Annotated in this window: 12 protein-coding genes; 4 read left to right on the top strand and 8 right to left on the bottom strand. The window is 45.9% G+C overall.

What is annotated here, in order from left to right:
* Positions 1 to 27: 27 nt before the first annotated feature.
* Positions 28 to 771, bottom strand: coding sequence for an amino acid ABC transporter permease (locus CW749_RS23420; protein ID WP_101114839.1), 744 nt, complete (start codon positions 769 to 771; stop codon positions 28 to 30).
* Positions 772 to 873: 102 nt separating this feature from the next.
* On the opposite strand from CW749_RS23420, the gene CW749_RS23415 reads away from it, so the two are divergent.
* A complete protein-coding gene (locus tag CW749_RS23415; RefSeq protein WP_101114838.1) occupies positions 874 to 1,647 on the top strand; it encodes a transporter substrate-binding domain-containing protein in 774 nt (257 codons plus the stop codon).
* A 59-nt stretch (positions 1,648 to 1,706) separates the two neighbouring features.
* On the opposite strand, the gene punC is transcribed toward CW749_RS23415, so the two are convergent.
* Entirely contained in the window at positions 1,707 to 2,909 is a 1,203-nt protein-coding gene (gene punC / locus CW749_RS23410; protein ID WP_101114837.1) for a purine nucleoside transporter PunC, read from the bottom strand.
* Positions 2,910 to 3,046: 137 nt separating this feature from the next.
* Between punC and punR the strand changes: the two genes are divergently transcribed.
* Positions 3,047 to 3,958, top strand: coding sequence for a DNA-binding transcriptional activator PunR (gene punR / locus CW749_RS23405; protein WP_101114836.1), 912 nt, complete (start codon positions 3,047 to 3,049; stop codon positions 3,956 to 3,958).
* A gap of 27 nt (positions 3,959 to 3,985) precedes the next feature.
* Here the strand turns inward: punR and ilvA are convergent, their stop codons facing one another.
* Genes ilvA through ilvG form a run of 5 tightly spaced genes read right to left on the bottom strand, consistent with a single transcriptional unit; the run spans position 3,986 to position 10,283 of the window.
* The gene (ilvA, locus tag CW749_RS23400) at positions 3,986 to 5,515 is read right to left on the bottom strand and encodes a threonine ammonia-lyase, biosynthetic (RefSeq protein WP_101114834.1); all 1,530 of its coding nucleotides are present in this window, start codon (positions 5,513 to 5,515) and stop codon (positions 3,986 to 3,988) included.
* 3 nt (positions 5,516 to 5,518) lie between these two features.
* On the bottom strand, positions 5,519 to 7,360 hold the full coding sequence (gene ilvD, locus CW749_RS23395) for a dihydroxy-acid dehydratase (protein ID WP_101114832.1): 1,842 nt from the start codon (positions 7,358 to 7,360) through the stop codon (positions 5,519 to 5,521).
* 11 nt (positions 7,361 to 7,371) lie between these two features.
* A complete protein-coding gene (gene ilvE, locus CW749_RS23390) occupies positions 7,372 to 8,337 on the bottom strand; it encodes a branched-chain-amino-acid transaminase (RefSeq protein WP_101114830.1) in 966 nt (321 codons plus the stop codon).
* Positions 8,338 to 8,352: 15 nt separating this feature from the next.
* Positions 8,353 to 8,637, bottom strand: a complete 285-nt coding sequence (gene ilvM, locus CW749_RS23385; protein WP_101114828.1) for an acetolactate synthase 2 small subunit — start codon at positions 8,635 to 8,637, stop codon at positions 8,353 to 8,355.
* Positions 8,637 to 10,283, bottom strand: coding sequence for an acetolactate synthase 2 catalytic subunit (gene ilvG, locus CW749_RS23380; protein ID WP_101114827.1), 1,647 nt, complete (start codon positions 10,281 to 10,283; stop codon positions 8,637 to 8,639). The genes ilvM and ilvG overlap by 1 nt, the downstream gene beginning before the upstream one ends.
* A 459-nt stretch (positions 10,284 to 10,742) precedes the next feature.
* Here ilvG and CW749_RS23375 point away from each other — a divergent pair, with 459 nt between their 5' ends.
* On the top strand, positions 10,743 to 12,266 hold the full coding sequence (locus CW749_RS23375) for a YifB family Mg chelatase-like AAA ATPase (protein WP_101114825.1): 1,524 nt from the start codon (positions 10,743 to 10,745) through the stop codon (positions 12,264 to 12,266).
* A 59-nt stretch (positions 12,267 to 12,325) separates the two neighbouring features.
* Here CW749_RS23375 and CW749_RS23370 read toward each other — a convergent pair whose 3' ends face one another.
* A complete protein-coding gene (locus tag CW749_RS23370) occupies positions 12,326 to 13,300 on the bottom strand; it encodes a DUF2860 family protein (protein WP_180958477.1) in 975 nt (324 codons plus the stop codon).
* Positions 13,301 to 13,500: 200 nt separating this feature from the next.
* Between CW749_RS23370 and CW749_RS23365 the strand changes: the two genes are divergently transcribed.
* Entirely contained in the window at positions 13,501 to 14,385 is an 885-nt protein-coding gene (locus tag CW749_RS23365; RefSeq protein ID WP_101114822.1) for an acyltransferase, read from the top strand.
* Positions 14,386 to 14,461: the final 76 nt, after the last annotated feature.

The following is a 14,461-nucleotide window of genomic DNA, read 5'->3' as shown; positions in this document are numbered from 1 at the left end:
TTGTACCTGCATTCAGCCCTAAAAGAGCTAGTTACTTGGAATAGCAATACGTTTTTCTAGCCACCTAACGCATTGGGAAACAAATAGGATCAGTATTAAGTACTCGAGTACCAAAAAGGTATAAATCTCGAGTGGTAAGTATTCGTTGACGACCAATTCGTTGGCTCGACGAGTTAAATCACTCAAACCAATAACACTGACCAAGGATGACATTTTCAAAATATAGACAAATTGGTTACCCAATGGAGGGAGTATTTGTCTCAAGGCTTGTGGCAATATGACCAATCTCATTTTCTGCCAGTAATTTAGCCCCAGTGATTCTGCTGCTTCATGCTGACCTCGCGCAATGGCTTGAATACCACCTCGAAATACCTCTGCCATAAAGGCACTCTCAGCGATAGTAAGTGCTATCACCCCTGCTGCAAAATAGTCGAGCGAGACATCCATAAGTGTCGGCAAGCCGTAATAAACCCACAGCAACAGTACTAACACTGGGATGGAACGGATACTTTCAACGTATATTCGATTCACTGCTCGAAGCGATTTACGTTCACTCAAAGCTGGTAACGCTACGATTAAACCCAATAACATCGCGAGCAGCATGCTGATTAAAGATATGTATATCGTATCTTCAAAGCCAGCTATTAAGAATTTTAGATTGATAAGACCCTGTTCGGTCGTGGGATCTAATACGTACCAACCCCATTGATAATCACTGCACCCTGATAGGAGGAATACAGACAAAGCAACAAAAAGCGAAGACAAACGCACAATATTTATAACCAAACGCTAAAATTTGTTTAAAGATATTGCTATGTTATCAGTGTTGTCGTGAGAAAACGTTGTTTTTTCGAACATTAAAAAGGAATTAAAATGAAAAAGTGGTTAATTGGTTTTAGTGTATTGCTGTTGGGATTGGCGCAAGCTCAGGCGACTAGTCGCTTGCATGAAATATTGGATGCGGGTGTACTTCGTGTGGGCACGACTGGAGATTGGAATCCCATGACGATGAAAAATCCAGCAGATAACAGTTACAGAGGCTTTGATATTGATGTCACTACAGAACTGGCGAAAGATCTGGGCGTGAAAGTGGAATACGTCGCAACCGATTGGAAAACATTGGTTAATGGTGTAACTGCGAATAAATACGATATTACAGGCAGTGCGTCACTTAATATGTCGCGTGCTAAAGTGGCTGGGTACAGTCAACCGTACTTTTATCTAGCTTTTGTCCCTGTGGTTCAGAAAAAAGATTTAGCTAAATTTTCTGATTGGAGCGATTTCAATCAATCGGATATCCGAGTTGCTGCGACGCTAGGTACCGTTCAGGAAAAGATGGTGAAAGATTTCTTCCCTGATGCAAAGCATGTTGTCATCGAAGCGCCTGCTCGTGATTTCCAAGAATTACTGGCTCGCCGTGCTGATGTATCTGTTACGTCAAATGTAGAAGCGGCGACCCTGGTAGAGAAGTTTAAGCAGCTTGCGATAGTGCCCGTTGAAAAACCTCGCCGTCCAACCCCTATTTCTATGTTGCTACCGCAAGATGACCAAGTATGGATCAACTATGTGAATCACTGGGTAGAATTAAAGAAAACTCAGGGCTTCTTTAAGCAAACAGCTGAAAAATGGGGGCTGAAAAGCCTTTGATCGACGAACTCGATAATTAAAATGGAATGAAAGGAGCGCTATGCTCCTTTCTTTTTACCTTAGTCTTCTCTCGCAACTCGCGAATTGTCAGGCAGTGTGAAATGCCTAGCGGCTTTTTCATGCGAGACAAAATAGCCCAACCAAAGTCCTGCCAAACAAATGATGATGGCTATTCCCGTAACCTTTAACGCATCGCTTGCAAGCCATGCAACCAAGGCACTGGCTAATCCACTGATGCAAATTTGTAAGCTATTTTGTAACCCCGCAGCGGTTGCTGGGCTTTGTTTCGCACTTGATAACGCTCGGTTTACAACGATTGGGTAAAGAGCGCCATTCGCTACGGCGATAAAACAAAAGGGAATCAGTAGCGGGTAGATGGTCGTCAGAGCCCATTGTGTTGCGGCAAACACCAGCATGGAGGATACGCTGAACAAAGCCAGTAGCTGTTTTAACACTCGCTCATCACCATATAGACTCACAAAGCGTTTCCCTAAATACCCACCCAACATAAATGCGATGGTTTGAGGGATGAAACTCATGCCAATATCTTTCGCATCGTAGCCAAGTTTTGCCATTATTTCGGGCATGCCCGTTAGGTAGGCAAAAAAAGCCGCTGAAGCAGTGGCAAACATCATCACATTACCTAGGTAAACCCGAGAGTGCATGAGAGCAGAAATGTCGGCTTTTACGCTGGTGGACTTATGTGGGGCGTTAGACTCTTTTTGTGCGAGTGTCATGAATGCTAATGCGGCACCCATTAGCGTTAGTGCAATAAAGATACTGCGCCATCCTATGTTATTCAGTAGCAAGACACCAAGCTGTGGTGCTAAAGCTGGTGATAGCGCGACTAAGGGCATAATGGTTGAAAAAATTTGCTGGCTTACTTTCTTTGAATTTTGACTAATGACCATGGCTTGCCAAATGACCGCTGGCGCACAAACTCCAATCGCTTGAATAAATCTAAGGCTTAGCAATTGCCAAATTTCTTTAGTAAAAACGAGCCCCATCGACGCGGCAGAAAAAATCAGTAGCCCGACAACCAGTGTTTTCTTGTGGCCAAATTTATCGCTGGCTAATCCCCAAACTAGCTGACCGACAGCCAGACCACCTAGGAATATAGATAAAGAAAGAGCGATGGATTCGGGACCTGTTGTTAGATCTTGCTCCATTGCCTTGAATGCGGGCAGGTACATATCGGTAGCAATAAAACCGAGCATCGATAAGCACGCAAGATAAAAGAGTTTGTATTTAGATATATTCATCAATTTTCCGTTTAAAATTTTTGATGGTTTAAAAGCGATCCACTGGTCGCTTTCTTTGATGAAATCATTCTATTTTTGGATATAGGAAACGATAAGCGCTATATTTTGTAGTTATCAATCAAAAATTTTGAAAGCAAATGTTCTCGAAACAATCTTTAGAAATGTTGGATACGGTTGCAAGAATGGGCAGCTTTACCGCCGCCGCAGCGCGTCTACATAAAGTGCCGTCTGCGGTGAGTTATGGTGTCAGGCAAATCGAGCAAGATTTGGGCGTGTTGTTGTTTCGTCGATTGCCCAGAAAAGTAGAACTGACCCCAGCAGGGGAAACGTTTATTCAGCACGCAAGGCAGATGCTACGAGAAATGGAAGAGGTCCGAGCCCAAACGCGTCGTGCGGCATTGGGGTGGCATCAAACATTGAAAGTTACCTTCGATAACGTGGTCAAACTCGACAAATTAAAGCCGATGATTGAAGACTTTTATCAGACATTCGATTTTGCTGAATTACAAATCAACATGGAAGTGTTTAACGGATCTTGGGAAGCGATTTCGCAAGAGCGGACAGATATCGTACTTGGTGCTACGGCTGCGGTGCCTGTTGGAGGCGATTTTGGTATTCGTTCTATGGGGGATTTAGAGTGGGTCTTCGTTATGTCGCCAGCGCACCCTTGCGTTTTAGAACCCGTCCTAAATGAAGATACCGTAAGTCCATACCCTGCGATTTGTCTCGATGATACGTCCATAACGCTACCTAAGCGGCACAACTGGCATTACAAAGAGCAACGGCGCATATTGCTGCCTAATTGGTTCAGCGCCATAGAGTGTTTAAAAAATGGTGTTGGGGTAGGGTATATGCCTAAACACATCGCACAAGGGTACTTGGAGCGCGGGGAGCTTTACTCAAGAGAACTACTGACAGTAGAACACAGACCAATGAGTGCTTGTTGTATGGTTTGGCGTCAGGGTGAAGATCACCGATTACGTGACTGGATGATTAATTATCTAGGTGCTTCAGAAAAACTGCACCAAGACTGGATTGCAAGCGGCTAAAGAAACGGGGCTTTCGCCCCGTTTGAATTACGATAAAAAGAACTGATACGATGGATTATCCGACTCATCCTTACACTGATAACCCAATTCTCGAAGGTGAGCAGAGAAACGAGTCAGATCAGATTCCTCCAATTCAAACCCACAAAGCACGCGACCGTAATCCGCGCCTTGGTTTCGGTAATTGAATAGGCTGATGTTCCAGTGGGTGCCAAGCGTACTTAAGAATTTCACAAGTGCACCCGGATATTCTGGGAATTCAAAACTGTACAATCGCTCTTTCAATGGCTTTGACGGCTTGCCACCAATCATATAGCGGACGTGCAATTTCGCCATTTCATCATCAGATAAATCGACAACAGGGTATCCGCCGTCGCGTAAATCTTGTATGACGCTATCCAACTCTTGCTGACCATCTTGTAAGCGCAAACCGACAAAGATATTGGCTAGCTGATCATCGTTGTAACGGTAATTAAATTCGGTCACGGCTCTGCCGCCAATCAAGTTACAAAACTCGAAGAAAGCACCTTGGCGCTCAGGTATTGTCACCGCGAGTAAACCCTCGCGCTTTTCACCAAGTTCGCAACGCTCAGAGACATAACGCAAACCATGAAAGTTGGTGTTTGCGCCAGATAACACTGTACCCAGCTGTTTATCTTTCAACTCATGTTGTTCGGCAAACTTTTTCAAACCCGCCAGAGCTAAAGCGCCTGAGGGTTCGGCGATAGCACGAGTATCTTCAAAAATGTCTTTCACAGCAGAACAGATTTCGTCACTGGAAACACTGATGTGACCGTCGATGTATTGTTGGCAAAGTCGGAACGTTTCCTCGCCGATACGCTTCACTGCAACACCATCTGCAAACATACTCACTTGATCCAGAACCACAGGCTCACCCGCATCCAATGCTGCTTTTAGGCACGCAGATTCTTCAGGCTCGACAGCGATGACTTTGATTTCTGGCATCAATTGTTTGACCAATACCGCTACGCCCGCAGCTAAACCGCCTCCGCCAACAGGCACAAAGATGTAATCTAAGTGGCCATTTTGCTGCAGCATCTCCATACCAATTGTGCCTTGACCTGCAATCACCATCGGGTGATCAAAGGGGGGCACAAAAGTGTAACCATGTTCAGCAGACAATCTTTCCGCTTCGGCTTTGGCTTCATCAAAGTTATTGCCGTGAAGTACCACATTTCCACCAAACCCTCGAACCGCATCGACTTTGATGTCTGGTGTGGTTTTGGGCATAACAATGGTAGTTTGAATGCCTAATTTGGAACCCGACAGCGCCATGCCTTGAGCGTGATTACCGGCAGAAGCCGCAATGACGCCTGATGCTTTTTGCTGATCAGTCAGGCTCGCGACCATGTTGTAAGCGCCACGTAGCTTAAATGAATGAACAGGCTGGCGATCCTCTCGCTTTATTTGAATTTGATTACCAATGCGCGCAGAGAGCCGAGGCATCTCTTGAAAGGGAGACACCATTGCCACTTCATAAACAGGAGCGCGCAAGATTTGGCGCAGATACTCTGCGCCGGTTTGAGTGGTCAGTGTCATCGGCTAGTCCTCTAACAACGATTTGTCACGGACTGCACCTTTGTCTGCACTGGTCGCCATGCTGCCGTATGCTTTAAGAGCGAAAGATACTTCACGTTGACGATTCGCCGGCTTCCAACCCAGTTCATCTTGTTTCGCACGGCGAGTAGCCAACTCGTCTTCAGATACGTCTAAGGTGATAGAGCGGCTTGGGATATCAATGGTAATGATGTCGCCATTTTGTACCAAACCAATGGTGCCGCCACTGGCTGCTTCTGGTGATGTGTGGCCGATGGATAAACCAGACGTACCACCAGAGAAGCGACCATCCGTTAAAAGTGCACAAGATTTGCCTAAGCCCATCGACTTCAAGTAGGTCGTTGGGTAAAGCATTTCCTGCATACCTGGTCCGCCTTTTGGTCCTTCATAACGAATAACCACGACTTCACCTGCTTTTACTTTTCCACCCAAAATACCTTCTACAGCGGTGTCTTGGCTTTCAAATACGATAGCTGGTCCTTGGAATTTCAGGTTATCTTCGTCAACGCCCGCTGTTTTGACTATACAGCCATCTTCAGCGATATTGCCCGAAAGTACCGCTAAACCACCTTCTTGGCTAAAGGCATTTTCTTTGGTGCGGATACAGCCGTTTTCACGGTCATCATCCAAGCGATCCCAACGACAATCTTGAGAAAACGCTTTTGTCGTACGAATACCAGCAGGTCCGGCACGGAAGAATTTTAGAACATCTTCATTTTCTGTTTGGATGATGTCGTATTCTGCAAGCTGTTCTTGCATAGATAAACCCAGAACGGTACGAGTATCGCTGTTTAGCAATCCTGCGCGATCGAGTTCACCAAGAATGGCCATTACACCACCAGCGCGGTGAACATCTTCCATGTGATATTTTGGCGTGGATGGTGCCACTTTACATAGATGTGGGACACGTCGAGACATTTCATCAATGTCTTTCATGTCAAAATCAATTTCGCCTTCTTGAGCCGCGGCCAATAGGTGCAATACAGTGTTACTTGAACCACCCATCGCAATATCCAGTGCCATGGCATTTTCAAACGCGGCGCGGTTTGCGATGTTTCTCGGAAGCGCCGTCTCGTCGTCTTTTTCGTAGTAGCGACGAGTAAGCTCAACCACTCGCTTACCGGCATTGATGAACAGTTCCTCACGATCGGCGTGAGTAGCTAGCATGGAACCATTACCTGGTTGAGAAAGACCTAGTGCTTCTGTTAGACAGTTCATCGAGTTCGCGGTGAACATACCGGAACATGAACCGCAAGTTGGGCACGCAGAACGCTCTACTTGCTGGCTTTGTTCATCGGATACCGTTGGATCGGCACCTTGGATCATCGCATCAACTAGGTCGAGTTTGATCAACTGATCTGAAAGCTTGGTTTTACCTGCTTCCATTGGTCCACCAGAAACAAAGATCACTGGAATGTTTAAACGCATGGACGCCATTAACATTCCCGGTGTGATTTTGTCACAGTTCGAGATACATACCATCGCATCTGCACAGTGCGCGTTTACCATGTACTCAACAGAGTCGGCAATCAGTTCACGGGAAGGCAGTGAATAGAGCATGCCGCCGTGACCCATTGCGATACCATCATCAACAGCGATGGTATTAAATTCCTTGGCGATTCCGCCTGCTTTTTCGATTTCTCCAGCCACCAATTGACCCATGTCTTTTAGGTGAACGTGTCCAGGTACAAACTGTGTGAATGAGTTCACTACAGCAATGATTGGCTTACCGAAATCTTCTTCTTTTACACCTGTTGCACGCCATAAAGCGCGAGCACCAGCCATGTTTCTACCGTGTGTTGTTGTTGCTGATCTATATATTGGCATTGTTTTATTCCTTACTTCGCTGGTGCACTTTGTGTTGATTCGGCATCTTGAGGATACACGTAATCTAACCAGCCCCACTTGTCCTCTGTGGTGCCATTAAACAAGCCAAAATAGGCGTCTTGCAGTACTTTTGTGATAGGGCCGCGTTTGCCGTTGCCCACTTCAATTTTATCAATGGTTGCAACAGGAACGATTTCTGCTGCTGTGCCTGTCATGAAAACTTCATCGGCTAGATACAAGGCTTCACGGGCAATATTGGTTTCGCGTACTTCGTAGCCTCTGTCTCTGGCTAGAGTCATGATAGAGTCGCGAGTGATACCCGGTAGAATGGCGCTAGTGGCTGGTGGAGTCATTAGAACACCGTCTTTAATGACAAAGATATTTTCACCAGCACCTTCCGATAGATACCCGTCAACGCTTAGAGCAATACCTTCGTCGTAACCGTGGCGACGAGCTTCTCCGCCAACGAGGAGAGAAGATAAATAGTTGCCCCCAGCTTTAGCCGCTGTCGGAATTGTGTTTGGTGCAGCACGATTCCAGCTTGAAATCATTGCATCAACGCCACTTTCTAACGCTTCTTCACCTAAGTACGAACCCCAAGGGAATGCCGCGATGATCACTTCCATTTCTGTCCCTTCAGGCGGACATACCCCTAAACCGACATTTCCAACAAAACCTAATGGGCGGATATACGCGTTGTCCAATTTGTTTTGACGTAATGTCTCACGGGTGGCTTCCATGATTTCTTCGACAGTATATGGAATCGGGAAACGATAGATTTTGGCAGAATCTTTTAAGCGTTTAGCGTGCTCTAAGTGACGGAAGACGATAGGACCTTTCGGGGTGTTGTAGCAACGTACCCCTTCAAATACTGACGTACCGTAGTGCATAGCGTGGGTCAAAACGTGAACGTTCGCTTCACCCCATGGAACCATTTCACCATTAAACCAGATGTAATCGGCTGTTCTTGCTGTCATGTTCGCGTTCCTTCCTTATGCACACACTTTTTGTTGTAAGTTATTATTGGGGAGTTCGTTCGTTTCGATCTCGTTAACATCAACAGAGCGAATGTCCCACAGTTTTTCTATCTGGCTGACCAACATAGAAATGGGGCGATCACTGTCAACGATGATCTCAACGCTGGCCACTTTACTCTCATGGTTTTGAGTGGCGGCGACTTGGCGAATAATGAAACCACGATGGCGTACAACGCGAAGAACACGTTCCAGCAACACTGGTTTATCGTCGGCTTTGATATCTAATAAATAGCGTTGCATTAGGTGTTCTCCAGCATGTCATTGTTCGAAGCACCTGGTGGTACTAATGGCCACACGTTTTGCTCTTCATCAATCAATACATGAAGCAGGTACGACGTTTTGCTCTCTAGCATTTCTTTCAGCGCAGGCTCAACCTCTTCCTTGCGCGTGATTTGTTTACCCGGAATACCAAACGCTTGTGCCAGCATAATGAAATCTGGGTTGTCATCTAAAATGGTTTCACTGTGTCTGCCGTCAAAGAACAAAGACTGCCATTGGCGAACCATGCCCAAACGCTGGTTGTCGAGCAGAACCATTTTAACTGGAATCTGGCGGCGCTTTAGTGTCCCCAGTTCCTGTACATTCATCATGAACGAACCATCTCCTGATATAAGGATAGATTGGTCGTTAGGACGTGCAACCGCTGCGCCCATTGCCGCAGGTAAACCAAAGCCCATGGTGCCCAGACCAGCAGAACTGATGAAGTTCTGAGGTTCACGAGGTTGAATGTGCTGCGCTGCCCACATTTGGTGCTGACCGACATCCGTAGAAACAATTGATGAATCCGGCATCATGTCAGACAGTTGCTTTAGCAATAGCGGCGCAAAAATAGGGTCACCCGGATGATCGTAACGCCACTTGAAGCCACTTCTTAGGCTTTCGCTGTGATGAACCCAAGGGGAAATATCCTGTGAAAGCTCTAACTGAGGAAGTATCACGTTGATGTCGCCGCGTATTGAGGCGTTTGCCGTTCTTAGTTTATTGAACTCAGCGGCATCGATGTCAATGTGAATAACTTTGGCGTGCGGGGCAAATGTATCGAGTTTTCCCGTCACACGGTCATCAAAGCGAGCACCTACAACGATCAGTAGGTCAGATTCTTGAACCACTAAATTCGCCGCTTTCGTACCGTGCATCCCTAGCATACCTAGGTAATGAGGGTCATGTCGCTCGATGGTACCCAAACCTTTCAGTGTGCTTACAGAAGGCATTGGGTTAATTCTTAAAAACTCACGTACCGACTCGGTCGCATTGGCAAGTTGAACACCACCACCCACATACAAAACTGGGCGCGTTGCCTGTGAAAGCAATGCTTGAGATTGTGATATGGCATCTGTGCTGGCAACTGGAATGGCTGGTGGTTCAAAATGAGGCAGTATTTCAGTTGGTGCTTGAGCTAACTGCACATCTTTAGCTATGTCGACAATGACTGGACCTGGACGGCCACTTTTCGCAACTTCAAAAGCCTCAGCAAGAGTGGGAGCGAGATCGTTGATGTCAGTAACGAGGTAGCTGTGCTTAGTACACGCTAAAGACATACCAATGACGTCCATTTCTTGGAAGGCATCAGTGCCGATGTGAGAGCTGGCAACCTGACCTGTGATGGCAACCAATGGAACTGAATCTAGAAATGCATCTGCGAGTCCTGTGACTAGGTTGGTTGCACCTGGTCCTGATGTGGCCATACAGACAGCGACATCTTGAGTTGAACGAGCCATACCAATGGCTGCCATAGCTGCGCCTTGTTCATGGCGGCATAGGATGTGCTCCACACCACCATCATACAACGCATCATATATTGGCATGATTGCCCCACCAGGGTAGCCAAATATTGTCTTAATACCTTCTTGCTGCAAAGCCGCAACAACTAATTCAGCACCTGTCATAGTTGTTCTCCTGCGATTTGCGAGGGATGAAACGGCTTCATCCCTTTATTGCCATTGCACATCGTGTGCTCCCATTTCTTCCTGTATTAACCTAATTGTATTCGGTTAATCATGTCTTAAGTTATAAAAAAACCCCCGAGCTTCTCAGCGCGGGGGTTTTTGCTATTCTGTGGTTATTTCCTACCCACAATCCCCCGCGCGGTCCTAATAATGACCACGATAATCAGGGCAACGAGTGCGTTAATGCGAGTAGTTAAATTCATTAATTCTAATTATTCAAAAGTTGTGAAATTGTTTGCGTTTCTAATGGTAACACACTCTTTGGTTACATGACAAGGGAAAAGTAAGACTTTTTTCACATTTATCGCGTACAGAAAAAAGCTATAAAGTGAATAATTATTTAAAAATTAGATAGTTATAAATTTATCACTGTGTATAAATAATAGGCAAGGATGCAACATGGCTTTAGCAATTATTCACAGCCGCGCGTGTGTAGGAGTGGAAGCTCCAGAGGTGACGGTTGAGGTGCACATCAGCAATGGTATGCCTGGTTTTACTTTGGTGGGCTTGCCTGAAACAACGGTGAAAGAGTCGCGTGATAGAGTGCGCAGCGCCATTATTAACTCTGGCTTCGAATTTCCAGCAAAGCGTATAACGGTAAACTTGGCCCCAGCTGATTTGCCAAAAGAAGGTGGTCGCTTTGACTTGCCTATTGCGCTCGGGATATTGGCAGCATCAGAACAAATCGCCATCACTAAGCTGGGGCAAATAGAGTTTATTGGCGAACTTGCTCTGTCTGGTGAATTGAGAGCAGTCAAAGGCGTGTTACCAGCTGCGCTAGCGGCTAATAAGAGTAACCGTTGTTTAGTCGTACCCGATACCAATGGTGATCAAGCCGCATTGGTTGGGGCAAATACACATAAATCGGCAGCCAACTTGCTGGACGTATGCGCCGATTTATGTGGTCAAAAATCCCTTTCTTTATTCCAGACCCCCGAACTCACGGTTACTCAAGAGTCATCTCGTTGTTTGCAAGACATTATTGGGCAACAGCAAGGTAAACGTGCGCTAGAGATCGCCGCTGCAGGTAATCATAACCTTTTGTTCCTTGGTCCTCCGGGAACGGGAAAAACCATGCTGGCGTCTCGATTGCGTGATTTGTTACCCGATATGGATGAGCAAGAAGCGATGGAAACGGCGTCAGTTGCCTCACTTACTCAGCAGGAAATCAATCAATATAACTGGAGGAAACGACCTTTTCGTTCTCCTCACCATTCCAGTTCTATGGCGGCTCTGGTTGGCGGAGGCTCGATTCCTAGACCAGGTGAGATCTCATTAGCGCATAATGGGCTCCTATTTCTTGATGAAATGCCAGAATTTGAACGAAAGGTGCTGGATTCATTACGCGAACCTCTAGAGTCAGGAGAAATCATTATCTCGCGTGCAGCGGGTAAAACGCGCTTTCCAGCTCGCTTCCAGCTAGTTGGAGCGCTTAATCCGAGCCCAACAGGGTATTACGAAGGGAATCAAGCGAGAGCGAACCCTCAAGCCATACTCCGGTATTTAGGCCGTCTATCTGGTCCATTGCTCGATAGGTTCGATATGTCTTTAGAAATTCCTGCGCTGCCAAAAGGTACGCTTTCTGAAGGTGGTGATCGTGGCGAACCTACTCAGGTAGTAAAACAAAGAGTGAATTTTGCGCGTGAGAGGATGCAATCGCGCAATGGGAAAGTAAACGCATTGCTAGGGACGCGTGAAATCGATAAATATTGCCCATTGCAAAAACAAGATGCAGAGTTTCTTGAAAATGCGCTTCACCAGCTTGGTTTATCTATTCGAGCGTACCATCGGATTATCAAAGTGGCTCGTACCATTGCCGATTTGTCGGGGAGCCGGAATATAGAGCGCCCTCATATTGCCGAAGCCTTGGGATATCGTGCCATGGATAGGCTCATGAAGCAGCTTATCGCGCAGGCGGTATAAAAAATGCCAGCGAAGAGCTGGCATTGATGAGCGATACGTTATTGGGTTGCTTACGCTGTTTAAAAACTGTAGTTCAAGCCAGTAGCAACAATCCAGTTACTGCTGTCGTAGAAATCAATGTTTGAAGTAACGGAGTCGTAACCACCAAAAGCAACTAAAGACGTGTTTTCCCAACCCATGAAGTTGACGTATTCATAAGCTAAGAACAGCTTGAGCTGATTATCATCTCGGGTTTTATCGAAGACAGGGTTCGTGTCGTCAAAGCTGCGGTTGAGATAAGAAACAGTGGTGACGAATTGATGCTGACCGCGAACCATGATCGCGGTTAAGTCTGCGCCGATTCCCGTGTTTTGCATAGCAGAACCATCGGCGTCGCGTTGGATGTATTTGAGAGAAGGCAGCAAAAAGGTGGTTCGGCTTAATGGTACAAACTTCTCAACTTTGGAATAGAGTACCTTGCCATTTCGATTCAGTTTATCGGCACCCGACGCCAATTCTGATCCCGATGTTTCTTTATCAATATTAATTTGCCCATAGGCGAGATCAAAGTTGAGACCGAACAAAGGCGTCTTTTCCAATTGAAGGCGGTAAGCCGTACCAAACTCTTTGGTTTCTGCACGGTTACCATTGAGCTGATAAGGGTCTTGCCATACCTCGGATTGAAGGACACTCGGCAGTGCCGCGAGGCTCCATGTCATACCAGAAGACAGCTCGTTTTTGTAGCCTAACTCAAGCGCTAAGGTACCGATGGCAATATCGGCGCGAGACGTACCAAAAAATATTTGATGCTGTTTATTTGAGCCGAACGTGTATTGCAGGTTACCTAACGGTGCAATTAAGACGTCACTTTCAGTTGGGGTTTCGCCCTTTGTACGCTGAGCGCTGGCTTCTGTATTCATATTTGATGTTTGGCTGGTATAGCCAACATTGATAGCGACTTCGCCACTGAATCCATTCTTATCGCTGAGCTCTGCCTGAGCACCATAGGAAGCAACCAAAGCAGACAGTAAAACACTTAACGATTTTCGTTCCATGATAATCCCTTTATCCGAATACTGATTTTGAGCGAGAGTACAGAATGTCATATTAAGTGGTACTTAATCCACTAATCCATGGCGTTGTACGAAAAACTCGACAAATCAGACCATTAAATAAATGGATTACATTAAGATGACAGCGCAGTACAATAATGCACCATTTTTAACGTGGGCTTATCTTCAATACTTATAACGCTATGTTTGGTTATTTTCTTCTTATTCTCAACGTCACACTCGTCATCCTGACTTCTGCTTTGTGCTCCATTCCAATCGTCTTACTCGCATTGGTCAAGTTTCTCGTTCCGGGACAAAAACTAAAAACGCAGGTTACTCGTGGTGCTAACTTTTTTATGTGGCTTTGGGCCACCCTTAATGGGCTCATTTTGGTTATCTCTAACCGAATAGAGTGGCGTATTGATGGCGGAGAAGGGTTAAAAAAAGAGGGTTGGTACTTGATGATTAGCAATCATCTCAGCTGGACAGATATCGTCGTTCTTTGTTCTGTTTTTAAAGACCGCATACCCATGCCTAAATTTTTTCTAAAACAGCAACTTTTATACGTCCCTTTCGTTGGTATGGCTTGTTGGGCGCTGGATATGCCATTTATGCGTCGTTATTCAAGGGAGTACTTAATTAGGCACCCTGAAAAGCGTGGACAGGACTTGGCGACTACGCGCCGCTCATGCGAAAAATTCAGACACCTGCCCACCACAGTTGTCAATTATGTCGAAGGCACGCGTTATACTTCTGAAAAGCAGAAAAAATCCAGCGCGCCTTATCAGCATTTATTGTCCCCAAAATCGGGGGGGATTGCTTATACCCTAGCGGCGATGGGCGAACAATTTGATCATATTATTGATGTCACATTGGCGTACCCAGACAATGTAGATACCCCGTTTAAAGACATGCTAATGGGAAAAATGAAGCGAATTGAGGTGCGTATTCGTTTGATACCGATGACAGAAGAGGTGAAAGGCGACTACTTTAACGACAAGCCTTATAAGAGGCAGTTTCAGCAATGGCTGGGGGATATTTGGCGAGATAAAGATGAAGTACTGAAGAATATTTATCACAGCAAATAGGCTGAAGCTAGTTGGCTGGACCCTAACAAACGGATTAAGAATAAAAAAGGAGCCAAAGGCTAATGCCGATCAGTTA

This window comes from Vibrio sp. vnigr-6D03, from assembly GCF_002835515.1.
GTDB classification, from domain to species: domain Bacteria; phylum Pseudomonadota; class Gammaproteobacteria; order Enterobacterales; family Vibrionaceae; genus Vibrio; species Vibrio penaeicida.
Note: the sequence above shows the minus strand (reverse complement) of the source record. Positions and strands in the feature narration are given on the sequence as shown.

Excerpts from the sequence above, each read along its gene's own strand:
- CW749_RS23415 (WP_101114838.1), top strand. The coding sequence starts at position 874 with ATGAAAAAGTGGTTAATTGGTTTTAGTGTATTGCTGTTGGGATTGGCG.
- punC (WP_101114837.1), bottom strand. The coding sequence starts at position 2,909 with ATGAATATATCTAAATACAAACTCTTTTATCTTGCGTGCTTATCGATG.
- punR (WP_101114836.1), top strand. The coding sequence starts at position 3,047 with ATGTTCTCGAAACAATCTTTAGAAATGTTGGATACGGTTGCAAGAATG.
- ilvA (WP_101114834.1), bottom strand. The coding sequence starts at position 5,515 with ATGACACTGACCACTCAAACCGGCGCAGAGTATCTGCGCCAAATCTTG.
- ilvD (WP_101114832.1), bottom strand. The coding sequence starts at position 7,360 with ATGCCAATATATAGATCAGCAACAACAACACACGGTAGAAACATGGCT.
- ilvE (WP_101114830.1), bottom strand. The coding sequence starts at position 8,337 with ATGACAGCAAGAACAGCCGATTACATCTGGTTTAATGGTGAAATGGTT.
- ilvM (WP_101114828.1), bottom strand. The coding sequence starts at position 8,637 with ATGCAACGCTATTTATTAGATATCAAAGCCGACGATAAACCAGTGTTG.
- ilvG (WP_101114827.1), bottom strand. The coding sequence starts at position 10,283 with ATGACAGGTGCTGAATTAGTTGTTGCGGCTTTGCAGCAAGAAGGTATT.
- CW749_RS23375 (WP_101114825.1), top strand. The coding sequence starts at position 10,743 with ATGGCTTTAGCAATTATTCACAGCCGCGCGTGTGTAGGAGTGGAAGCT.
- CW749_RS23370 (WP_180958477.1), bottom strand. The coding sequence starts at position 13,300 with ATGGAACGAAAATCGTTAAGTGTTTTACTGTCTGCTTTGGTTGCTTCC.
- CW749_RS23365 (WP_101114822.1), top strand. The coding sequence starts at position 13,501 with ATGTTTGGTTATTTTCTTCTTATTCTCAACGTCACACTCGTCATCCTG.